The 22,428-nt window shown below is 71.2% G+C and carries 19 protein-coding genes; 11 read left to right on the forward strand and 8 right to left on the reverse strand.

Annotation, left to right across the window (positions count from 1 at the left end; all coding sequences use genetic code 11):
* The first annotated feature begins 78 nt into the window (after positions 1-78).
* From MFF58_RS11895 to MFF58_RS11910, 4 genes are all read left to right on the forward strand, one after another.
* Positions 79-2,925 carry a bifunctional transaldolase/phosoglucose isomerase gene (locus MFF58_RS11895; RefSeq protein ID WP_238287562.1) on the forward strand — a complete coding sequence of 949 codons (2,847 nt, stop codon included), beginning with the start codon at positions 79-81 and terminating at the stop codon, positions 2,923-2,925.
* Between the two features lie 277 nt (positions 2,926-3,202).
* The gene (gene gnd, locus MFF58_RS11900) at positions 3,203-4,180 is read left to right on the forward strand and encodes a phosphogluconate dehydrogenase (NAD(+)-dependent, decarboxylating) (RefSeq protein WP_238287572.1); all 978 of its coding nucleotides are present in this window, start codon (positions 3,203-3,205) and stop codon (positions 4,178-4,180) included.
* Positions 4,181-4,191: 11 nt separating this feature from the next.
* The gene (gene pgl, locus MFF58_RS11905) at positions 4,192-4,917 is read left to right on the forward strand and encodes a 6-phosphogluconolactonase (protein ID WP_238287574.1); all 726 of its coding nucleotides are present in this window, start codon (positions 4,192-4,194) and stop codon (positions 4,915-4,917) included.
* A gap of 114 nt (positions 4,918-5,031) precedes the next feature.
* Positions 5,032-6,114, forward strand: coding sequence for an HD-GYP domain-containing protein (locus MFF58_RS11910; protein WP_238287576.1), 1,083 nt, complete (start codon positions 5,032-5,034; stop codon positions 6,112-6,114).
* 47 nt (positions 6,115-6,161) lie between these two features.
* On the opposite strand, the gene MFF58_RS11915 is transcribed toward MFF58_RS11910, so the two are convergent.
* Positions 6,162-7,316, reverse strand: coding sequence for a 2'-deoxycytidine 5'-triphosphate deaminase (locus MFF58_RS11915; protein ID WP_238287578.1), 1,155 nt, complete (start codon positions 7,314-7,316; stop codon positions 6,162-6,164).
* Between the two features lie 274 nt (positions 7,317-7,590).
* On the opposite strand from MFF58_RS11915, the gene apaG reads away from it, so the two are divergent.
* Genes apaG through speG form a run of 3 tightly spaced genes read left to right on the forward strand, consistent with a single transcriptional unit; the run spans position 7,591 to position 9,755 of the window.
* Positions 7,591-7,983, forward strand: coding sequence for a Co2+/Mg2+ efflux facilitator ApaG/CorD (gene apaG / locus MFF58_RS11920; protein ID WP_238287582.1), 393 nt, complete (start codon positions 7,591-7,593; stop codon positions 7,981-7,983).
* A gap of 36 nt (positions 7,984-8,019) precedes the next feature.
* On the forward strand, positions 8,020-9,189 hold the full coding sequence (gene argE, locus MFF58_RS11925) for an acetylornithine deacetylase (protein WP_238287584.1): 1,170 nt from the start codon (positions 8,020-8,022) through the stop codon (positions 9,187-9,189).
* On the forward strand, positions 9,186-9,755 hold the full coding sequence (speG, locus tag MFF58_RS11930) for a spermidine N1-acetyltransferase (RefSeq protein ID WP_238287585.1): 570 nt from the start codon (positions 9,186-9,188) through the stop codon (positions 9,753-9,755). The genes argE and speG overlap by 4 nt, the downstream gene beginning before the upstream one ends.
* A gap of 194 nt (positions 9,756-9,949) precedes the next feature.
* On the opposite strand, the gene MFF58_RS11935 is transcribed toward speG, so the two are convergent.
* The 4 genes from MFF58_RS11935 to MFF58_RS11950 form a co-directional block, all read right to left on the reverse strand.
* On the reverse strand, positions 9,950-11,227 hold the full coding sequence (locus tag MFF58_RS11935) for a hypothetical protein (protein WP_238287587.1): 1,278 nt from the start codon (positions 11,225-11,227) through the stop codon (positions 9,950-9,952).
* 169 nt (positions 11,228-11,396) lie between these two features.
* Positions 11,397-12,428 carry an Hsp33 family molecular chaperone gene (locus MFF58_RS11940; protein WP_238287589.1) on the reverse strand — a complete coding sequence of 344 codons (1,032 nt, stop codon included), beginning with the start codon at positions 12,426-12,428 and terminating at the stop codon, positions 11,397-11,399.
* 344 nt (positions 12,429-12,772) lie between these two features.
* Positions 12,773-13,753, reverse strand: a complete 981-nt coding sequence (gene argF, locus MFF58_RS11945; RefSeq protein ID WP_238287592.1) for an ornithine carbamoyltransferase — start codon at positions 13,751-13,753, stop codon at positions 12,773-12,775.
* A 169-nt stretch (positions 13,754-13,922) separates the two neighbouring features.
* On the reverse strand, positions 13,923-15,113 hold the full coding sequence (locus MFF58_RS11950) for an aspartate aminotransferase family protein (protein ID WP_238287593.1): 1,191 nt from the start codon (positions 15,111-15,113) through the stop codon (positions 13,923-13,925).
* Between the two features lie 334 nt (positions 15,114-15,447).
* Here MFF58_RS11950 and MFF58_RS11955 point away from each other — a divergent pair, with 334 nt between their 5' ends.
* The 4 genes from MFF58_RS11955 (at position 15,448) to MFF58_RS11970 (ending at position 19,463) form a co-directional block, all read left to right on the forward strand.
* Positions 15,448-15,921 (forward strand): RidA family protein, encoded by a 474-nt coding sequence (locus tag MFF58_RS11955; protein WP_238287595.1) that lies wholly within the window; start codon positions 15,448-15,450, stop codon positions 15,919-15,921.
* Positions 15,922-15,923: 2 nt separating this feature from the next.
* Positions 15,924-16,673 carry a glycerophosphodiester phosphodiesterase family protein gene (locus MFF58_RS11960; RefSeq protein WP_238287598.1) on the forward strand — a complete coding sequence of 250 codons (750 nt, stop codon included), beginning with the start codon at positions 15,924-15,926 and terminating at the stop codon, positions 16,671-16,673.
* Positions 16,674-17,036: 363 nt separating this feature from the next.
* Positions 17,037-18,299 carry a GNAT family N-acetyltransferase gene (locus MFF58_RS11965; protein ID WP_238287600.1) on the forward strand — a complete coding sequence of 421 codons (1,263 nt, stop codon included), beginning with the start codon at positions 17,037-17,039 and terminating at the stop codon, positions 18,297-18,299.
* Between the two features lie 3 nt (positions 18,300-18,302).
* On the forward strand, positions 18,303-19,463 hold the full coding sequence (locus MFF58_RS11970) for a M20 aminoacylase family protein (RefSeq protein WP_238287602.1): 1,161 nt from the start codon (positions 18,303-18,305) through the stop codon (positions 19,461-19,463).
* Positions 19,464-19,490: 27 nt separating this feature from the next.
* Here the strand turns inward: MFF58_RS11970 and MFF58_RS11975 are convergent, their stop codons facing one another.
* The 3 genes from MFF58_RS11975 to modC all read right to left on the reverse strand — a co-directional run bounded on the left by MFF58_RS11975 (position 19,491) and on the right by modC (position 22,391).
* Positions 19,491-20,042, reverse strand: a complete 552-nt coding sequence (locus MFF58_RS11975) for a TetR/AcrR family transcriptional regulator (protein ID WP_238287603.1) — start codon at positions 20,040-20,042, stop codon at positions 19,491-19,493.
* 5 nt (positions 20,043-20,047) lie between these two features.
* Complete coding sequence (locus MFF58_RS11980; RefSeq protein ID WP_238287604.1) at positions 20,048-20,515, reverse strand: nuclear transport factor 2 family protein; 468 nt, start codon at positions 20,513-20,515, stop codon at positions 20,048-20,050.
* Between the two features lie 757 nt (positions 20,516-21,272).
* The gene (modC, locus tag MFF58_RS11985; RefSeq protein WP_238287605.1) at positions 21,273-22,391 is read right to left on the reverse strand and encodes a molybdenum ABC transporter ATP-binding protein; all 1,119 of its coding nucleotides are present in this window, start codon (positions 22,389-22,391) and stop codon (positions 21,273-21,275) included.
* Positions 22,392-22,428: the final 37 nt, after the last annotated feature.

A 22,428-nucleotide genomic window follows, 5' to 3' on the forward strand; every position in this document is an offset into this window, starting at 1 on the left:
GCTGACGCGAGGGCCACCTCCCCCGCAGGGGAAGGGAGGGCGCCCGGCAAGTAGCGGCACGTGAGACGAGGATACGACATGAACGCGCTCAAGGCCCTGCACGACGAACAGGATCAGGCGGTCTGGCTCGACTTCGTGGCCCGCGGCTTCGTCCAGAAGGGTGAGCTGAAGCGGCTCGTCGAGGAGGATGGCCTGCGGGGCGTCACCTCGAACCCGTCGATCTTCGAGAAGGCGATTGGCCATTCGGACGAGTACGACGACAGCCTCAAATCCGTGCAGGCGACCGGCGACAGCCGCGTCATCGACCTCTACGAGGGTCTGGCCATCGCCGACATCCAGGCGGCGGCCGACGTGCTCCGCCCGGTCTACGAGGCGAGCGACGGCGCCGACGGCTACGTGAGCCTGGAGGTCTCGCCCTACCTCGCCCTCGACACCGAGGCGACGCTGACCGAGGCGCGGCGCCTGCACAAGGCGGTCTCGCGCGACAACCTGATGGTCAAGGTGCCGGCCACCCCGGAGGGTATCCCGGCGATCCGGCAGCTTACGGCCGAGGGCATCTCGATCAACGTCACCCTGCTGTTCTCGCAGGAAGCCTACGAGGCGGTGGCCCGCGCCTTCATCGACGGCCTCGACGCGCGGTCGAAGGCCGGCCACGACGTGTCGCGGATCGCCAGCGTCGCGAGCTTCTTCATCAGCCGCATCGACGTGCTGGTCGACAAGCTCCTCGACGAGAAGATCGCCCAGGCGAACGATCCCGACGAGAAGTTCGCCCTGGAGCAGCTCAAGGGCAAGGTGGCGATCGCCAACGCCAAGCTCGCCTACCAGCGCTACCGGCGCATCTTCGCCGAGTCGAAGTGGACGGCGCTCGCCGAGAAGGGCGCGAAGGCGCAGCGGCTGCTCTGGGCCTCCACGGGCGTGAAGAACAAGGCCTATTCCGACGTCCTCTACGTCGAGGAGCTGATCGGGCCGAACACCGTCAACACCATGCCGCCCGCCACCATGGACGCGTTCCGCGACCACGGCGTCGTGCGGGCGACGATCGAGGAGGACGTGCCCGGCGCCGAGGCCGTGATGGCCAAGCTCGCCAGGACCGGCATCGACATCGAGACGATCGCCGAGCAGCTGGTGCGCGAGGGCGTGCAGCTCTTCATCGACGCGGCCGACAACCTGCTCGGCGCGGTCGCGGGCAAGCGCGCGGCCCTGCTCGGCCAGCGCCTCGACGGTCAGAGCCTCGTCATGGACGACGCCCTCGCGGCCGAGGCGAAGAAGGCGGTCGAATCCTGGCGCGCGAGCGGTTCGATCCGCCGGCTCTGGGCGGGCGACGCCTCGGTCTGGTCCGGCCATGACGAGGCCAGCTGGCTGGGCTGGCTGCACATCGTCGAGGAGGAACTGGAGAAGGCCGCCGATTACGCCGCCTTCTCCGACTGGGTGAAGGCGGAAGGCTTCACCGACGCGGTGGTGCTGGGCATGGGTGGATCGAGCCTCGGCCCGGAGGTTCTGAGCCTCACCTACGGCCAGCGCGAGGGATTCCCGAAGCTCCAGATCCTCGACTCGACCCACCCGGATCAGGTCCGTGCCCTGGAGGCGAGCGTCGACCTGGCCAGGACGCTGTTCATCGTCGCGTCGAAATCGGGCTCGACTTTGGAGCCCAACGTCTTCCGCGACTACTTCCTGGCCCGCGCCAGGGCGGTGCTCGGCGACCGGGCCGGCGACCACTTCGTGGCCGTGACCGATCCGGGCTCCGACATGGAGCGCGCCGCCAAGGCGGATGGGTTCAAGAAGATCTTCTACGGGGTGAAGCAGATCGGCGGGCGCTACTCGGTGCTCTCGGCCTTCGGCCTCGTTCCGGCGGCCGCCATGGGCCTCGACGTCAAGGCGCTCCTGGAGACGGCCCGCGTCATGGTCCGTTCCTGCGGCCCGGCCGTGCCGCCGGCCGTGAACCCGGGCGTGCTGCTCGGGACTGCCATGGGGGCGGCGGCGCTCGCGGGCCGCGACAAGGTGACGATCGTCGCCTCCCCGGCGATCGCCAGCTTCGGTGCCTGGGCCGAGCAGCTGATCGCCGAATCGACCGGCAAGCAGGGCAAGGGTCTCGTCCCGGTCGACGGGGAGCCGGTCGGCGTGCCGGCGGTCTACGGTCACGACCGGTTCTTCATCTACCTGCGTCTCGACGGCGGCGCCGAGGCGGCGCAGGACGAGGCCCTGCGCGCCCTGGAGCGGGACGGCCACCCGATCGCCCGCATCACCCTCGACCGGGTGGAGCAACTGCCGCAGGAGTTCTATCGCCTGGAGATGGCGACCGCGGTGGCGGGTGCGGTGATCGGCATCAACCCGTTCGACCAGCCCGACGTCGAGGCCAGCAAGGTCGAGACCAAGAAGCTGTTCGCGGAGGCCGAGGCGAGCGGCGCCCTGCCCTCCGAGGACCCCCTCTTCGCCGACGAGGCGATCGCCCTCTACGCCGATCCGCGGAATGCGGACGGGTTGAAGCAGGCGTCCGACGGCCTGGAGGTCGCGCTCAAGGCGCAGCTCGCCCGACTCAGGGACGGCGACTATCTGGGGCTCCTCGCCTACGTGCCGCGCGACGCGACGACGGCGGCGATCCTTCAAGAGGCCCGGATCGCCGTGCGCGACGCGCGCAAGGTGGCGACCTGCCTGGAATTCGGTCCGCGGTTCCTGCATTCCACGGGGCAGGCCTACAAGGGCGGCCCGGATAGCGGCGTGTTCCTTCAGATCACCGCGGATCCGACCCAGGATCTGCCGATTCCCGGCCGGAAGCTCGGCTTCGCCACCGTGGTGGCCGCGCAGGCGCGGGGCGATTTCGCGGTGCTTGCCGAGCGCGGCCGGCGGGCGCTGCGGGTCCACATCAAGGGGGACCTCGAGGCCGGGCTGAAGCGCATCGCGTCGGCGCTGAAGGCGGCGGTGGCCTGACACGAGGGACGGCGGGGCGGTCATCACCGCCCCGTTCGCGTTCGGGGGAGCGTCGACGGAATGCGACCCGAGATCTGCCGCGAGGGGACGCACAGCGTCCGAAGGGATGTCGCTGAGCGTCGGTGCCGCGTTGCGGCACCGCCCTCGCAGGGTCCCGGATCACCGGCCACGGCGTTCCCGGTATCCGGGCAGGGGTCGCGTCTCGTGTGCGCGTCGGCGGTGAAGCCGTAGGGAGCCGGACCTCGTCCGCGGGGTCGATCGGGAAGGAAGGGCAGCAATGCAACTCGGCATGATCGGCCTCGGCCGGATGGGCGGCAACATCGTCCGGCGTCTCCTGCGGGATGGGCACACAGCCGTGGTGTTCGACCAGAACCCGGAGGCCGTCGCGGCCCTGGTCGAGGCCGGGGCCGTCGGCGCGTCGAGCCTGGAGGATCTCGTGTTCAAGCTGGAGGTGCCGCGCGCGGCCTGGGTGATGCTCCCGGCGGGCGCGATCACCGAGGAGGCCGTCCAGACGCTCTCGGGGCTGATGCAAGCCGGCGACTGCGTCATCGACGGCGGCAACTCCTTCTACGGCGACGACGTCCGCCGCGGCATCGCGCTGAAGGCGCAGGGCCAGCACTACGTCGATGTCGGCACCTCCGGCGGCGTCTGGGGCCTGGAGCGCGGCTACTGCATGATGATCGGCGGCGACCCGGAGACGGTCGATCGCCTCGACCCGATCTTCAAGACCCTGGCGCCGGGCATCGGCGACATCCCGAAGACCCCGAACCGCGACGGACGCGACCCGCGGGCCGAGCAGGGCTACATCCATGCCGGGCCGACCGGCGCCGGCCATTTCGTCAAGATGATCCATAACGGCATCGAGTACGGCCTCATGCAGGCCTACGCGGAGGGCTTCGACATCCTCCGCCATGCCAATTCCGAGTCGCTGCCGGCCGAGCGCCGGTTCGACCTCAACATGGGCGATATCGCCGAGGTCTGGCGCCGCGGCAGCGTCGTCTCCTCGTGGCTCCTCGATCTCACCGCCCAGGCCCTCGCGGGCGACGAGCAGCTCACCGACTTTTCCGGCTACGTGGAGGATTCCGGTGAGGGCCGCTGGACCATCAACGCCGCCATCGAGGAGAGCGTACCGGCGACGGTGCTGTCCGCGGCGCTGTACCGCCGCTTCCGCTCCCGCGAGCACGAGAGCTACGCCGACAAGCTCCTGTCGGCGATGCGCAAGGGCTTCGGCGGCCACCAGGAGCCGAAGACGTAGGGGCGCGTCCCATGAGCCTTCCCGCCGGCACCCACGTCCTGAAGGACCCGGAGGCGGTCGCCCGCGAGGCGGCCGAGCGGCTGATCGTGGCCTGCGGCGAGACCCGATCCGAGCGGATCGCGATCTGCCTGTCCGGCGGTTCGACCCCGAAGGTGCTGTACGGCCTCCTCGCGGGGCCGGACTATGCGAGCCGGATGCCGTGGGAGCGGGTTCACTGGTTCTTCGGCGACGACCGAGCCGTCCCCTGGGACGACGAACGCAGCAACGTCCGCATGGTCCGTGAGGCCTTCGGCCATGGCGGCCGGGTCCCGCCGAGCCACCTGCACTTCATCCCGTCGGATGAAGGCGCGGAGGCGGGGGCCCGCGCCTACGAGCGCACGCTCCTGGACTTCTACGGGGCCGACCGCCTCGATCCCGACCGGCCGCTGTTCGACCTCGTGCTGCTCGGCCTCGGCGAGGACGGCCATACCGCCTCGCTGTTCCCGGGCAAACCGGCCGCGGGGGAGATCCGCCGTCTCGTCGTTCCGGTGCCCGAGGCCGGCCTCGCCCCCTTCGTCCCGCGGATCAGCCTGACCCTGACGGCGCTCGCCTCCTCCCGGCACGTGCTGTTCTTGGTCACCGGGGCGGGCAAGCGGGCAGCCCTGACCCGCCTCGCCGCCGGAGAGGATCTGCCGGCCGGCCGGGTGACCAGCACGGGCGCGGTGGCGTGGCTGCTCGACGAGGCCGCGGCGGGCTGACGGCCCCGGGGACGCGACGGGCGCGTTACGGTCTGGCAAGGTCGACGTGCTAACCGGAGCCATCGCTCGCGCCGGTCGGACGTGCCGCGGCGGGGACGTCGCTAAAAGAGCCAGATGCCTGCGGGTACCCTCGTCCTCTACACCGACCAGCCCGCGCGCCGCGCCGATCTGCTGCGCGCGCTTGAGCAGATCGCCCCGTGCACGACACTGGGTGCCGCCGAACCGCCGCCCTCGGCCACCTGCATCGCCCTCGTCGCCGACCTCGACCTGCTCGTGCCCGCGCCCCTCACGGGGCTGCGGTCGCTGATCGCTTCGACGCCGGACCTGCCGCGCGTCTTCCTGATGCGCAGCATGGGCACGCGCAGCCTGTCCGCCGCGCGCGGGCTCGGGGGGCGCCTCTGCCTGCCGGCCGAAACCCCGGTCGGGACCGTCGTCGAGGCGCTGCGGGCGCAGATCCGGCCACCGGCCGCGCCGCCGAAGCCCACGGCGCCGGTGGCCGGCTCCGCGCCCGGCGTCCCGCTCGTCGCCCAGGCGGCCGACCGGGCGGGCGCCGTCATCGCCAGCCTCCTCGAATCCGCGCGGGCATCCGGTACCGTCGACGCGGCGCTGGTGAATGAGAGTCTCGATCCGATCCTCGGCGCGATCGGCGTGGGTGGCCTGACCGCGTGGCTCGAGACCGTGCGTGCCTACGACGACGCCACGTACCAGCACTGCCTGCTGGTGGCGGGCCTCGCCGCGACCTTCGCGATCGACCTCGGCTTCTCGGCGACGGATCGTCAGCTGCTCGTCCGCGCCGCCCTCGTCCACGACGTCGGCAAGGCCAAAATCCCGCTGGCGATCCTGAACAAGCCCGGCCCCCTCGACCCGGCGGAGCGGACGGTGATGTGCACGCACGCGGCCCTCGGCCATGAGATCCTGGTCAAGGCCGGCGGGTTCGACGAGACGGTCCTCGCCGTGGTGCGTCACCACCACGAGATGCTCGACGGCTCGGGATATCCGGACGGGCTGAAGGGCGACGCCATCCCGGACATCGTCCGGCTGATCACCGTCTGCGACGTCTACGCGGCGCTCGTGGAACGGCGTCCCTACCGGCCACCCCTGCCGGCCGCGGAGGCCATGCGGATCCTCCACGGCATGAAGGGCAAGCTCGACGGATACCTCGTGCGCGCCTTCGAACGCTCGGTTGCGGGCACCTGAACCGAGGGCACCGCGGCTGCGGTCGCGCCTGGTCCTCCGCGTCCCGGCTAGAGGACGAAGTGCTTGGAGAGTTTCAATCCCTGCGCCTGGTAGTTCGAACCCGCGCCGGCGCCGTAGAGCGTCTCGGGCAGGTCGAGCATGCGCTCGTAGACGAGGCGGCCGACGATCTGGCCGTCCTCCAGCAGGAACGGCACGTCGCGCGAGCGGACTTCCAGGACGGCGCGGGCGCCCGCGCCGCCGGCCCCGGCATAGCCGAAGCCGGGATCGAAGAAGCCGGCGTAATGCACCCGGAATTCGCCCACCAGGGGATCGAACGGCACCATCTCGGCGGCGTGGTCGGGCGGGACCTGGACGGCTTCCTTCGAGGCCAGGATGTAGAACTGGCCGGGATCGAGGATCAGGCTGCCCGATCCGTCGGCCGCCAGGGGCTCCCAGAAATCCGCGGCCCGGTGCCGGCCCGGCGCGTCCACGTCGACGAGGCCGGTGTGGCGCTTCGCCCGGTAGCCGATCAGCCCGTCGAAGCCGGCGAGGTCCACCGACACCGCCACGCCGCCCTGGAAGGACGGGCTCGGCGCATCGACCAGGGCCGAGCGGGCGTGGAGCTGGCCGAGTTCGGTCTCGGTCAGACGCGGCGCACCGCGGCGGAAGCGGATCTGCGACAGTCGTGAGCCGGTCCTGACGAGGACCGGGAAGGTGCGGGGTGAGATCTCCGCGTAGAGCGGTCCGGTATAGCCGGGCTCGACCTGATCGAAGGCTTCGCCCCGGTCGGTGATGACCCGGGTGAACACGTCGATGCGTCCGGTGGAGCTCTTCGGGTTCGCCGCGGCCGCCAGATCGCCCGGCAGGGCCAGGCTCTCCTGGAGTTCGGCGATGTAGACGCAGCCCGTCTCCAGGACCGCGCCGGGGCGCAGGTCGATGGTGTGGAGCGACAGCCGCTCGACGCAGGCCTGAACCGTGCGCCCGGCGCCGGGCAGGAAGCTGGTGCGCACCCGGTACGCGGTATCGCCCAGGCGCAGGTCGAGGCTCGCGGGCTGGATCTGGTCGGCCGCGAAGGGCCGCGCGATCTGGATGCCGCCCGCCTCCGCGAGGGCGGCGATCGCCTGTGCCGGCAGGATCCCGATGCGGCTTGCTGCGCCCGAATCGGCGCCCCCCTTGCCTGCGCCCCCCTTGCCTGCGCCCCCCTTGCCTGCGCCCGCGTTCATCGCGCCCCTGCCTCCTCCGCGCGCCACCGGCCGGTCCGCGTCCGCGATCCGTTCTCGCCGGGACTGGCTAATGCCGGCTTAACCGGCCCGGAGGCCGACGTCATGTCGCGCTCGGCGTCCAGGTCATGGCCGGGGGCCGGATGGGCGGATCGGGGTCCCGCGAGGTAGTCAGCCGCAATTGACGGCGATTCCGGCGCCTACTACCACCGCCCGTGAGACGCGTTCCATTCGGCTTCACCGAGTCGTACCGTCCGAAGAAGGGCCTTATAGGGCGATGTACAAGGCCGAGACGCGAGGAATTAGCGTGACGGTTCAGTCCCGCTTCGTCGAGGAGGAGTCCTCGCCGAACGAGAGCCGATACTTCTTCGCCTACACGGTCGAGATCGTGAACAACGGCAGCGAGCAGGTGCAGCTGCGCGCCCGGCACTGGCGCATCATCGACGGCTACGGATCCTGCCAGGAGGTCCGCGGGACCGGTGTGGTCGGCAAGCAGCCGGTGCTGGAGCCCGGGGAGTCGTTCTGCTACACGAGCGGCTGCCCGCTCAACACGCCCGACGGGCTGATGGCCGGTAGTTACACCATGGCGACGGTGGCCGGTGAGAGCTTCGAGGCCGAGATCCCCGCCTTCTCCCTCGACAGCCCGCACGTCCGCCGCAGCCTGCACTGAGGTCCCGGCAACCCGGGCCTCGTCCCGGAGGAAGTCATGTCCGCGACCGGCGAGCGGCTGAGCCCGCTCGACATGCTCGCCCGCCTCGTGTCCTTCGACACCGAGAGCGACAAGTCCAATCTCGCCCTGATCGACTCCGTCTGCGCCTATCTGGACGGCTGGGGAATCCCGTACCTCCGCCTGCCGAACGCCGTGGGCGACAAGGCGGCCGTCCTCGCCACCGTTGGCCCGATGGTCGACGGCGGCGTCGTGCTCTCCGGCCATACCGACGTGGTGCCGGTGGCCGGACAGGCGTGGTCCAGCGACCCGTTCACGCTGCGCGTGGCCGACGGCCGGGCCTACGGGCGCGGCGCCGTCGACATGAAAGGCTTCGACGCCCTGGCGCTGGCGCTGGTGCCCGACATGCTGGCCGCCGGCCTGAAGAGGCCGATCCACATCCTGCTCTCCTACGACGAGGAGACGACCTGCCTCGGCTCGATGGACGGGATCGCGCGGTTCGGCGTCGACCTGCCGCGGCCGGGCGCCGTGATCGTCGGCGAACCCACCGGCATGGAGGTGGCGGACGCCCACAAGAGCATCGTCACCTGCCTGACCACCGTCCACGGCCACGAGGCCCACTCGGCCCGGCCCGCGCTCGGAGCGAACGCCGTGACGGCCGCCTGTGATCTCGTCGCGGGCCTCAACCGGATCGCCGATCTGATGATCGAGCGCGGCGATCCCTCGGGCCGGTTCGATCCGGCGGCCACCACGGTCCATGTCGGCACGATCAACGGCGGCACCGCCCGCAACATCCTGGCGAAGGTCTGCCGCTTTCATTGGGAGTACCGCAGCCTGCCGGACCTCGATCCGGGCGAGATCCCTCGGCTCTTCGCCGCCGAGGTCGAGCGGGTGACGCGCGAGCGCCTGAACCGCTACGGCGCGTTCGGGCGGATCGAGACGCTGGAGGAGGTCGACATCCCCGGCCTCGCCCCCGAGCCCGGCTCGGAGGCCGAGCGGCTCTGCCTGCGGCTCGCCGGGCGCAACCGCACCGTCGCGGTGCCCTACGCCACCGAGGCCGGGCAGTTCCAGGCGGCCGGCATCCCGACCGTGGTCTGCGGGCCCGGCGACATCGCGCAGGCTCACCAGCCCGACGAGTTCATCACCCTGGATGCCTTCGGCCAGGGTGAGCGGTTCCTGCGCAAGCTGATCGAGGCGTACGCGTCATGAACGCAATCACCGGAATCACCATCAAGCTGCGGCCGCTCGAGCGGGAGGACCTGCGCTTCGTCCACCAGCTCAACAACAACGACAGCATCATGCGCTACTGGTTCGAGGAGGCCTACGAATCCTTCGCCGAACTTCAGCAGCTCTACGAGCGCAACATCCACAACCAGACGGAGCGCCGCTTCATCGTGGCCGATCCGGGCGGCGAACCGGCCGGGCTGATCGAGCTCGTCGAGATCAACCATCTCCACCGGCGCTGCGAGTTCCAGATCGCCATCCATCCGAGCTTCCAGGGGCGCGGCTACGCTTGGCAGGCCACCCGGATCGCCATGGACTACGCCTTCAGCGTGCTCAACATCCACAAGCTCTACCTGCACGTGGACCGGGACAACGCCCGGGCGGTGCGGATCTACGAGCGCTGCGGCTTCCGACCCGAGGGTGTCCTCAAGGACGAGTTCTTCGTGAACGGGCGCTACCGCGACGCCGTGCGCATGTGCCTGTTCCAGCCCGATTACCTGCGGGCGCGGGGTGGCGGCGGCGACATCGCCGAACCCGTGCTCAAGGTCTGAACCGCTCGTGGGGCACGGCGGCGCGGATCCGGCCGGCTGCTTCGTGACGAGCGCCGCCGCGTAACTCCGGACAGGGCGCCATCGACCGGGGTGGTGCTGCCCCATCCCTTCGGTCTGGTCGCAGAGGCAACCCAGCAGCACCCGGCGAGATGCGGTGCGGGGAGGAGCCCGACGGCTCCTCCCCGCGCATCCACTCAGTTGCGGCCGGCACCCGGCTGGCCGCCGGCCCGGCCGGCACCCTGGGCGCCGCCGCCCATGCTGCCGTTGCCGCCGCCATTCGCGCCACCGCTCATGCCACCGCTGGCGCCGCCGCGCTCGCCGCCGCCCGCCCGGCCGCCTTCGGTACCGGCCTTCATGCCACCCTGCATGTTGCCGCGATCGGAGGCGTTGCGGATACCGTCCTGCTGGCCGCCGCGCATGTCGCTGTTGCGCATGCCGTCGGTCTTGCCACCGCTCTTGGCGTCGGTCCGGCCGGCCGTCCGGTCCATGTTGCGGTCGTTGGCGCGATCCATCCGGCCCTCATTGCGGTCCTCATGGCGGCCCTCGGTGCGCGAGGTGTTCCGGATGCCGTCCCGGCCCCCGCGATTGTCGAAGCGCGCACCGGCGCGCTGCTCGGAGCGGAAACTCGCGCTGACCGCACCTCCGCCGCTCAGGCGACGATACTCGTCGGATCCGTAGCGGACCCGTTGGCCCCGGATCGTGACGAAGCGGTCTTCCTGGACCGTGACGAGGCGGCGGTATTCGGGCGAGCCGTACCGCACGCGCTGGCCGCGGACGACGACGTAGCGCTCGCGCGGGCCCGTCTCACGGACGCTGACGAGGCGGCGGTATTCGGGCGAGCCGTACAGGACGCGCTGGCCACGGATCACGACGTAGCGCTCGCGCGGACCGCGGTTCTCGGTGACGATCAGGCGGCGATACTCGGGCGAGCCGTAGACCACCCGGCGGCCGCCGATGACCACGAAGCGGCCCTCGCGGCGGAAGCCGCCCTCGACACGGTTGCTCCGGATGTCGGTCCGGCTGCTGACATCGGTACGCCCGCGCCCGTCGATGCGATCGCCACGGCGGTCGCCGCGGTCTGCACGGTCGCCGCGCTCTGCACGGTCGCCGTTCCGGTCGCCGCGCTCGTTCCGCTCGGCCCGCGCGCCGTCTCGGGCCCCGTCACGATCCCCGCGCTCTGCACCGGCGCGACCGCGATCCTGCGCCATCCGGCCCTCGCCACCGGCGTCCCGACCTTGAGCCGAGCGATCCTGGCCGGACCGACCCGTCTCGGATCCGCCGCGCTCCGTCGCCGCCTGGCTGCCGCCCTGCATGTTGCCGCGCTCGCCCCCGCCGGCCTTCATGCCGGACTCGGCGCCGCCCTGGCCGCCGCGCCCGCCCATTGCGGCTCCGCGCTCGGCGCCACCCTGCTGCTGCGCATAGGCCGAGGTGCTGATCAGCAGCGCGGCCAATCCGATCGATAGTCTCCGCATGGCGAATCCTCCAATGTTGAATCTGCCACGCAACGTCGAAAGTCGCGGAACGGTTCAGCCTGGAGGATTCAAAAATTTACGCAACGAATACCGAGCGGACCGCGTTTCGCGCGGACAAGCTTGGCCGTAAGGCGGGTTATACTGGTCGCAGGGTCGCGTGGCCGCCGCTCTACTGGCGTGGCTGCCCGGCGATCTCGGCTTCGACCTCCTGCGGATCAAGGTCGTAGCGCCGGGAGCAGAATTCGCAGGTGATGACGATGCGCCCGTCATCCGCAACCATGTCGCGCCGCTCCTGCGGGGCGAACGAGCGGATCATGCCCATCACCCGCTCGCGCGAGCAGCGGCAGGTTTCCTGGACCGGCTGCCGGTCGAAAACCCGGACCCCCCGTTCATGGAAGAGGCGGTAGAGCAGGGTCTCGCTCGACACGTGGGGATCGACCAACTCGTGGTCCTCGACCGTGGACACCAGAGAGCGCGCCTCGACCCACGCATCGTCCTCCGGGGCTTCTCCGGAGAGATGCCGGTGCCCCTCGGGGATGTCCCCCGGCGGCAGGTCGGCGAGGCGGGCCCGGTCCACCGACTGGGGCAGGAACTGCACGATCAGGCCGCCGGCCCGCCAGCGCCCGTCCCCCTCCTCCACGGCTTCGGCCACGGCGAGGCGCACCTGCGTGGGGATCTGCTCCGACTGGCGGAAATACTGGTGTGCCGCCTCCTCCAGGCTCTGGCCTTCCAGGGCGACGACGCCCTGGTAGCGGCTGGCCGCAGTGCCCTGGTCGATGGTCATGGCCAAGTGGCCGGTGCCGATCAGGTCGGCATCCTTGAGCGGACCGGAGCCGAGGGCGGCCACCCGCTCCGGCTCGAACCGCGCGGTGGCGCGCAGACGGTCGGGCGCCTCGAAATCGACCACGATCATCGCCACCGGACCGTCGGTCTTGGTCTGAAGCTGGAACCGGCCCTCGAACTTGAGGGAGGAGCCGAGCAGCACCGTCAGTGCCGCCGCCTCGCCGAGAAGCCGCGCCACCGGATCCGGATAGCCATGGCGGCGCAGGATCGTGTCCACGGCGGGACCGAGCCGGACGATGCGGCCGCGCACGTCCAGCGCCTCGACGGCGAAGGGCAACACGGTGTCGTCCGCGCCGGCGTGGCCGTTGCCGCCGGACTGGGTCTGCGGCTGGGATGGCGACTGAGTTCCTGAGGACATGCCCGCTCCGATCGATGCGTCCGGCGCCCGAGGCGATCCGTCTCCGGATCAGGCGCCGACCCGGTGCGGCAGGGAACCGTCTTCCGGACGGGCCGGCCGGCGTGAGGGACTGACCGTGATGCGGCGATCGGATCCCTCACCCCGCCCGCGCCCATGCGGGAGAGGCGGCGCAGCGCGCCACGTCCGTCGCCGGGATGCCGCCCGCCGGCGGCCGTGATAGGGAGACGGACGGCGTCGGCCGTCCGCTCACACCTATATGGGATAGGGAGCCCAAGTTCGCGAGCCCAAGTTCGCCAGCCCAAGTTCGCGAGCCCAAGTTCGCGGGCTCGGACGCGAAGACCGGATCAGAGCCCGCCGGCGCGCAGGCACCAGGCCAGGATGCCCTTCTGCGCGTGCAGGCGGTTTTCGGCCTCGTCGAACACCACCGAGCGCGGCCCGTCCATCACCTCGGCCGTGACCTCCTCGCCCCGGTGCGCCGGCAGGCAATGCATGAAGATCGCGTCCGGGTTGGCCGCCGCCATCAGCTTGGCGTTGACCTGATAGGGGCTGAGCAGGTTGTGCCGGTGGGCCTCGTCGTCGTCGCCCATCGAGACCCAGCAATCCGTGACCACGGCGTCCGCGCCCTGAACGGCCGCGAACGCATCCGTGGTGACGTTGATGTCGGCACCTTCCTGCTTCGCCCAGGCGAGCAGGGCGGGCGGCGGCGCCAGCTCCGGCGGGCTCGCGACGTTCAGGGTGAAGTCGAAGCGCGCGGCGGCGTGAACCCAGCTCGCCAGCACGTTGTTGGCATCGCCGGACCACGCCACGGTGCGGCCCTGGATCGGCCCGCGATGCTCCTCGAAGGTCAGCACATCGGCCATGATCTGGCACGGGTGCGAGACCTTGGTCAGGGCATTGATCACCGGGATGGTGGCGCATTCGGCCAGCTCCAGCATCTGGCCGTGGTCGAGGATGCGGATCATGATCGCGTCGACGAAGCGCGACAGCACCTGCGCGGTGTCGCCGACGGTCTCGCCGCGCCCGAGCTGCATCTCGGAACCGGTGAGCATCAGCGTCTCGCCGCCGAGTTCGCGCATCGCCACGTCGAAGGAGACGCGGGTGCGGGTCGAGGGCCGGTCGAAGACCATCGCCAGGGTCTTGCCGGTGAGCGGGCGCTCGGCGGCGACTTCGCCCTTGCGGCGGCGCGCCTTGATGGCTGCGCTGGCGTCCAGCACCCGGCGCAGCTCCGCGCCCGAGAGATCCTTGAGATCGAGGAAATGGCGAGGGCCGACACCGTTCAGGTGCCTGGCCGGGGCCTGGGCCCGGCCGTCAATCTGGGCTTTCATCGCGTCACAATAACTAGAGTCTGCTCAACGATCACCTGATCATGAACGGTACTCTACCTCCTGGCAGGGGCATTTCCGTCACGCGCGGCGGGACGAGCCGCACCCGGAAACGCTTCGGGCCACCCGCCGGAACCCGGAGGGCGGTGTTCGGAACTCTGGGGTTGAAGCGTTACTCGGCAGCGCCCCGCACGCCCTCGAAGCCGAACGCGGCCGCGTCCAGGCGCTGGACCGCCGCGTCGATCTCGGCCTCGCCGATGGTCAGGGGCGGCAGCAGGCGCACGATGTTGTCGCCGGCCGGGATCACCAGCAGATGCGCGTCCCGCGCGGCGGCCGCGAAATCGGTGTTCGGCACTGCGAGCTTCAGGCCCAGCATCAGCCCCTCGCCGCGGATCTCCTCGAAGACGTGCGGGTGCCGGTCGCGCAGGGCGGCGAGCTTCTGCTTGAGCAGCAGCCCGGAATGGGCGACGCGGTCGAGGAACCCGTCCGCCAGAACCACGTCCAGCACCGCATTCCCCACCGCCATGGCCAGCGGATTGCCGCCGAAGGTGGTCCCGTGCGTGCCGGCCGTCATGCCGCGGGCAGCCTCGCGGGTCGCCAAGCAGGCGCCGAGGGGGAAGCCCCCGCCGATGCCCTTGGCGGCGCTCATGATGTCGGGCGTGACGCCGGACCACTCGTGGGCGAACAGCCGGCCGGTGCGGCCGACGCCGGTCTGGACCTCGTCCATGATCAGCAGCAGGCCGTGCGCGTCGCAGATCTCGCGCAGCCGGCGCAGCTCCCCGTGGGGAATCACGCGCACGCCGCCCTCGCCCTGGATCGGCTCGATCATCAGGGCCGCCGTCTCGGGCCCGATCACGGCCTCCAGTGCGGCGAAATCGCCGGCGGCGACCTGATCGAAGCCCTCCACCTTCGGACCGAAGCCCTCGATGTATTTCTGCTGGCCGCCCGCCGCCAGCGTCGCCAGCGTCCGCCCGTGGAAGGCACCCGCGAAGGTCACGATCCGGTAGCGCTCCGGATGGCCGCCTGCCGCGTGGTACTTGCGGGCGATCTTGATCGCCGCCTCGTTGGCCTCCGCGCCCGAATTGCAGAAGAACACCACGTCGGCGAACGTCGCCTCGACCAGCCGCTGGCCCAGGCGTTCACCCCCGGGAATCTGGAACAGGTTCGAGGTGTGCCAGATCCGATTCGCCTGCTCGGTCAGCGCGCCGACGAGGTGCGGATGGGCATGCCCGAGGGCGTTCACTGCGATTCCGGCGCCGAAGTCGAGGTATCGCTCCCCGCCCTCGGTCACGAGCCAGGCGCCCTCACCGCGCTCGAAGGCGAGGGGCGCGCGGACGTAGGTCGGCAGCAGGGCTGAGGTCACAGGTCCCAACTCCGTTTCTCGCAGGAGCCCGGAGCTGGCGTGAGCCGGCTCCAAATGAAAGTGCCGCCTCAGTCAGGGGCGGCACGCGCGCGATTACTATGAATGCGCCGCGCCCTGTCAACGTTTCGATGAACCCCCGGCGCGCGCGGCAGCTCTGCGCGATGATCCGGCGACCGCCTCTGCGGACGTCGCCGGCCTCCCGGCCTCTCGCCCGACTTTCTCGCCCGACCCTCTCCCCTGATCCTCTTGCACGACCCTCTTGCGCGACCCTCTTGCGCGACTTGGGGTGCCATGCTCCTGCTCCGGCCGATCTGAGACGCCGAGGGAGAACCCGATGAGCACGGTCAAGGAACGTCTGGAGGCGCTCGGCCTCGCCCTGCCGAAGGCCGCCGCGCCGGTCGCCAACTACGTGCCGTTCGTGCGCACGGCCAACCTCGTGGTGATCTCCGGGCAAATCTGCTTCGGCGCGGACGGCAAGATCGCGGCCGAGCACACGGGCAAGGTCGGCGGCCCCGTCTCGGCGGAGGCCGGCAAGGCCGCGGCCCGGCTGTGCGCACTCAACGTCCTCGCCCAGCTCGAGGCGGCGGTGGGCGACCTCGACCGCGCGGTGGTCCAGTGCGTGCGGCTCGGCGGCTTCATCAACGCCGCCCCGGGCTTCTCGGCGGTGGCCGGGGTGATGAACGGCGCCTCCGACCTGATGGTCGAGCTACTGGGCGATCGCGGACGCCATGCCCGCTCCACCGTCGGCGTCGCGGAACTGCCCCTCGACGCCGCCGTCGAGGTCGAGGCGATGTTCGAGGTCCGCTGACCATGGCCGCACCCGACTGGCTCACCGCGCGGCCGATCGCCCATCGTGGTCTGCACGACCGGGCGGCGGGCCGGCCGGAGAACACGCTGGCGGCGGCCCGGGCGGCGGTCGCGGGCGGCTTCGCCATCGAGTGCGACGTCCAGATGAGCGCCGACGGCGAGGCGATGGTGTTCCACGACGCCGCCCTCGGACGTCTGACCAGGGCGAGCGAGGCCGTGGCCGACAGGTCGGCGGCAGAACTCGGGGCGCTCACTGTCGCCGGATCCGCGGAGACGATCCCGACGCTGCCGGCATTCCTGGCGGCGGTGGCCGGGGCCGTGCCGGTGGTGATCGAGGTGAAGTCCCGCTACGACGGGGACCTGAGGCTCGCCACTCGCGCCGCCGCGGTCGCTGCGGCCCATGCCGGGCCGGTGGCGGTGAAATCCTTCGATCCGCAGGTGGTCGTGGCCCTGCGCGATCTCTGCCCGCCGACGATCCCGCGGGGCATCGTCGCGGAGACCACGCAGGACGATCCGGTCTACGCGGCGCTGCCGCCGAGCGCGCGACTCGCCCTGTCCGACCTCCTGCACTTCGCCGAGACCCGTCCGGACTTTCTGTCCTGGCGGGTGGACGACCTGCCCTGCGCGCCCACCTACCTCTGCCGGCTGCTCGGGCGGATGCCCGTGATGGCCTGGACGGTGCGGACCGAGGAGCAGCGCGCTCGCGCGAGCGCACACGCGGACCAGATGGTGTTCGAGGGGTTCACCCCGTAGGTCGTCGTGCGAGGCGACCGTCGGGGACGGCCCCGGGTTTCAAAGGCCGGACTCCGGAGACCCCCGCGGCCTCTATCCCTGCCGGCCCGGCGCGGTGACGGGTTTCGTCCCGGGCACGTTTTCGCCCGGCGCGTCGCGGTTTCGCGCCTCGCAGCGAGCCGCTTCCGCGAACGCGTCCGGCCGACGTCGGTCGGCGGCCGTGCCGATCCCCGGGGCCGCACCGCGTCGCGCGATCGTGATGCGTCCCCTCCCCGGATCCGGCGACCGGACGGTGTGACGATGGCGGCCGTCTGACAAGGCGATCAGGGCGGCCGCGCGCATCCGCCCGCTTGCTCCTCCCCGGGCACCGGCTAGACTCGAACCATGAAGCAAGCACCCGGGCCGACGCCGGACTCCCCCACGCTCACCGTGCGGGCTCTGCCCGGATTGAAGGAGATCGGCGCGGCGGACTGGGATGCCTGCGCCTTCTCTCCCGAAACCCTCGCGGCCGGCGACGAGACCCACAATCCCTTCGTGTCGCACGCCTTCCTGTCGGCGCTGGAGGATTCGGGCTGCGTCTCCCGCAAGACCGGCTGGCTGCCCCTCCACGTCTCCGTCGAGCGCGACGGCGCCCGCCTCGGAGTGGTGCCCTGCTACCTGAAATCGCACAGCCAGGGCGAGTACGTGTTCGATCACGGCTGGGCCGACGCCTACGAGCGGGCCGGCGGCTCCTACTATCCCAAGCTGCAGGTGAGCATCCCGTTCACCCCCGTGACCGGCCCGCGCTTCCTGATCGCCCCGGGCGCCGATCCGGACGAGGCGACCGCGGGGCTCGTCGCGGGATTGCGGGCGCTGCGGGGCGAGACCAAGGCCTCCTCGATCCACGTCACCTTCATGCGCGAAGCCGAGTGGGACCGGGCCGGCGAGGCGGGTTTCCTGCAGCGCACCGACCAGCAGTTCCACTGGGAGAACGACGGCTACGCGACCTTCGACGACTTCCTCGCCGCGCTCGCCTCGCGCAAGCGCAAGACCATCCGCAAGGAGCGCCGCGACGCCCTCGCCCCCGGGATCACGGTGGAGCACCTGACCGGCGCGGACATCACCGAGGCCCACTGGGACGCGTTCTACGCCTTCTACATGGACACCGGCTCCCGGAAGTGGGGGCGCCCCTATCTCAACCGCCGGTTCTTCTCGCTCCTGTCCGAGCGCATGGCCGAGCGGGTGCTCCTCGTGATGGCCCAGCGCGAGGGCGCCTACATCGCCGGCGCCATCAACCTGATCGGCGACGCGGCGCTCTACGGGCGTAACTGGGGCTGCATCGAGGACCAACCGTTCCTGCATTTCGAGGTCTGCTACTATCAAGCGATCGATTTCGCGATCGCCCGGGGCCTCAAGCGGGTCGAGGCCGGCGCCCAGGGGGAGCACAAGCTCGCCCGTGGCTACCGGCCGGTCCTGATGCACTCGGCCCACGACATCGCCGACCCCGCCCTGCGCCGGGCGGTGGCCGATTATTTGCAGCGGGAGCGCGCCCACGTCGCCGAGGCCGTGGATGTCCTCGATGCGCTCACGCCGTTCCGGCGTACCAATGAGGGCGACGCCGCCGACGGCGCTGCGCGTTCCACCACATCACCCCCCGAGAGCCCCTGAGACATGAGCCCGATCGACCACATCAAGGCCTACGCCGACGAGCTGACGGCGCTGCGCCGCGACCTGCACGCGCATCCCGAACTCGGCTTCGAGGAGGTGCGGACCGCGGGTATCGTGGCCGACCTTCTGGAGACCTTCGGCTGCGAGGTGCATCGCGGGATCGGCGGCACCGGCGTCGTCGGTCTGCTCAAGGGCCGCACCGATAACGGGAAGCGCATCGGTCTGCGCGCCGACATGGACGCCCTGCCGATCGAGGAGGAGACCAACCTCCCCTACCGCTCGACCTACGCCGGCAAGATGCACGCCTGCGGCCATGACGGGCACACCACGATGCTCCTCGGCGCCGCCCGCTACCTCGCCGAGACCCGCGATTTCGACGGCACGGCGGTGTTCGTGTTCCAGCCCGCCGAGGAAGGCCGCGGCGGCGCCCGGGCCATGCTGAAGGACGGGCTCTTCGAGCGCTTCCCCTGCGACGAGATCTACGGCCTGCACAACCAGCCGGGCGGCGGCCACGGCATGATCAAGCTGCGGCCCGGCCCGATCATGGCGGCGGCCGACTTCTTCGACATCCACATCCGCGGCCGGGGCATCCACGCCGCCCAGCCGCACCGCGGCGTCGACCCGATCATCGTCGCCACCGGACTCGCGCAGGCGCTCCAGTCGATCGTCTCGCGCAACGCCGATCCGCTGAAATCGATCGTGCTGTCGATCACCCGGATCGAGGCGGGCTCCGCCTACAACGTCATTCCCGAGACGGCGCACCTCGCCGGCACGATCCGTACCTTCGACAAGGAGATTCGGGCACTCGCCGGCACCCGCATGCGCGAGCTGGCGGCGGGCTTCGGCGCGGCATACGGCGCGGAGGTCACGGTCGACCTGCAGGACGTGTTCTCGGTCCTGGAGAACGCCCCCGAGCAGGCCGCGGCCGCGACGGCGATCGCCACCGAGTTGGTCGGGGCCGACAAGGTGGAGGCGAACGTGGTCCCGAAGATGGGCAGCGAGGATTTCGCCGACATGACCATGGCGGTGCCCGGCGCCTATGTCTGGCTCGGCGCCAATCCCGGTCCCGGCCTGCACAATGCCGGCTACAACTTCGACGACTCGATCATCCCGATTGGCAGCGCGTTCCTCGCCCGGATGGTGGAGCGCCGCACCGCCGCCTGATCGGCCTGTGCGGGGCCGCCGCGGCGCCTAGCCCGCGGCGGCGACCCGAATCCTCAGGGCCGTCATCGCCCGGGAGAAGACGGCGGGTTCGTCGAGGGCCCGGGCCAGGACGATGGCTCCCTGGATCTGCGCCACGACCTCCTCGGCAAGGGCGAGGCTCGCCGCCGGCTCCCGGCCGGACCGCGTCAGGGCGCCCGCCAAGGCTGCGATCCAGCGGGCGAAGTAGCACCGCACCGCCCCGGCGAATCGGTCGCGCTCCGAGCCGAGCGCCACGACCCCGACTAGGCAGACCCGCTGCCCGGAGCGGAAATACGTCTCGACGGCGTCGAACATCGCCGAGACGGCCGCGGCGGGGCGCTCCGCCGCGCGCAGCGGCGCGTACAGGTTGGCCTCGAACCACCCGTCGATCTCGGCCAGCACGCAGGCGGCCATCTCGGCCTTTCCCTCGGGGAAGAGGTTGTAGAGGCTGCCCTTCCCGAGGCCCGTCGCCCGGCTGATCAGCGACAGGCTCGCGCCCTCGTAGCCGTGCTCGCGAAACACCTCCGCGAGCCCGGGAAGCAGCTCCGCCCGGCCACGCACGGCCGTCAGAGGCCGAGGTCGCTGAGCCCCGGATGGTCGTCGGGGCGCCGGCCCAGCGGCCAGTGGAACTTCCGCTCGGATTCCGTGATCGGCAGATCGTTGATGCTGGCGATCCGCCGCCGCATCAGGCCGCGCGCGTCGAACTCCCAGTTCTCGTTGCCGTATGCGCGGTACCACCGTCCGTCCGCGTCGTGCCACTCGTAGGCGAAGCGTACGGCGATGCGATCGCCGCCGAAGGTCCAGAGTTCCTTGATCAGCCGGTAATCGAGTTCCCGCGCCCACTTGCGCTCGAGGAAGGCCACGATGGCCGCGCGTCCCGTGAAGAATTCGCTCCGGTTCCGCCAGACGCTGTCCGGCGTGTAGGCGAGCGAGACCCGCTCGGGATCGCGCCCGTTCCAGGCATCCTCGGCCATGCGGGCCTTCTGGGCGGCGGTCTCGGCGGTGAAGGGCGGGAGCGGCGGGCGGTCCGTCATGGGAAGGTTGCTCCAGGGTTTGTACCGATCGGTACAAAGATGGTCACGGCTGTGCCCGACCGTCAACCGGCGGCGCTCGCCGCGGCAGGCCCCCATCGCTTCGGAGCGGCCCCCTTGCCGGCCCCCCGGCGCTTCCGGGGGCTCGTTCTGCCGGATAGGCCGCTGCCGGCGTCACCGACCGCCCTATCGGTCCGCGGTCGCTCAGGGGAGACCGGACCCGAGGGGCACGCCGCGGCCGGCAACCCGGAGCCGCCGACGGAGCAGTGTCTCGATCCGTCGGCGAACAGGGATCCCGGGCGCCGCTGCGCCGCCCCGGGATGATGAGCGTGGGGTCTGCGCGTCGACGCGACGCCCTGGCTCAGGAGTGAACAAACTTTCTCGGAGCGATTGCCCCACCCTGCGCGTCGGCGAGGATAGCGCCGCTCTCGACAGCGCGCCGCCATCGGTCGAAGGCGGCGCCGGATCGGACAAACGGCACGCGGCGTAACGGCGAACCGTGTCGACAGGCCGTCCGATCGGTGCGAACCTCGGGGCCTTGCCGCGAGCCAACGCGCCGAGACGGAGGGGGCATGTCACCGGAAATTCGGGAGTCGCGGGCTGCCCTCATCCTGCTGGCCGCGTCCGTCGGCGCGGTGTTGATCTTCGGGGCCTTCACGCTGCTGACGCAGATGGGGTGACGGGCAGCCTCGCGTTGCCGCGCCTCAGGGACCGCGAACGGCTCCGCCGCGAGGCAGGAGCGGGATCGGATCCGCAAGGCTCAGATCGTCACTGGTGAGCGCAGGAGGCCGATCCCCGCCGGATCGAAGGCGGCGCTCTTCACGATCGCGTAGACGGGACGCCCGATCGCGAGGCCGAGTTCGCGGACGGCCGCCGTCGTCAGCCGGGCCACGATGCAGGCGCCGCCGCAATCGATCTCCACCGCCATCTCGGATCCTGACGGGATCAGCCGGCTGACCCGTCCGGCCAGGATGTTGCGCGCGCTGAGGCCTCGCGGCGGCTCGGTGGCCACCAGCACGTCGCGCGCGGGGATGCGGACGCGCAACCGCGTCCCGGGCTGGAGCGAGAGCCCCGGCACGAGCAGCCGCCCGGCGGGCCCGGTCAGGTCCGTGAGGCCCGTCTCCGCGTCGGTTCCCTCCACGCGCATGTCGAGGAGTGCGCCGGCCTCGGCCTCGTGGACGGGCACGAGGTCGGCCCGGCGCAGGATCGCCTCCGCGGGGCCGGCGGCGGCCACGCGCCCCGCCTCCAGAACGACGACCGTGGTGGCGAGCCGCGCCACCTCCGAGACGGCGTGGCTGACATAGACGATCGGGACGCCGGTCTCGTCGCGCAAGCGCTCGATATACGGCAGGATCTCGGCCTTGCGGGCTTCGTCCAGGGCGGCCAGCGGCTCGTCCATCAGGAGCAGCCGCGGACCTGCCAGGAGCGCCCGCCCGATCGCGACCCGCTGGCGCTCACCGCCCGAGAGGCCGGCGGGCCGCCGGTCTAGGAGGTGGTGGATGCCGAGCATGTCGGTCACCGAATCGAAGGTCACCCTGTCGAGGGTCGCCGGGTCGCGACCCTGGCGCGCGCGGGCCCGGCCGTAGCCGAGGTTTCCCCGCACGCTGAGATGCGGGAACAGCCGTGCATCCTGGAACACCACGCCGATCCGCCGCCGATGGGGCGGCAGGAAGGTCCCACCTGCGGTGTCGACCAGAACGGTCCCGCCCACGACGATCCGGCCCCGGTCGGGCCGGGTGAGGCCGGCGATCAGGTCGATCAGCGTCGTCTTGCCCGAGCCCGAGCGTCCGAACAGCGTCGTCAGACCCGCCCCGGCCGCGAAGGCGGCCTCGAGCGCGAAGGCCCCGCGCCGGAGCCGCACGTCGACCTGGATGCTCACGCGGCGGCTCTCGGGTAACAGGGGGCGCGGCGCGATC

The sequence above is a fragment of the Methylobacterium longum genome, from assembly GCF_022179385.1.
Classification (GTDB): Bacteria; Pseudomonadota; Alphaproteobacteria; order Rhizobiales; family Beijerinckiaceae; genus Methylobacterium; species Methylobacterium longum.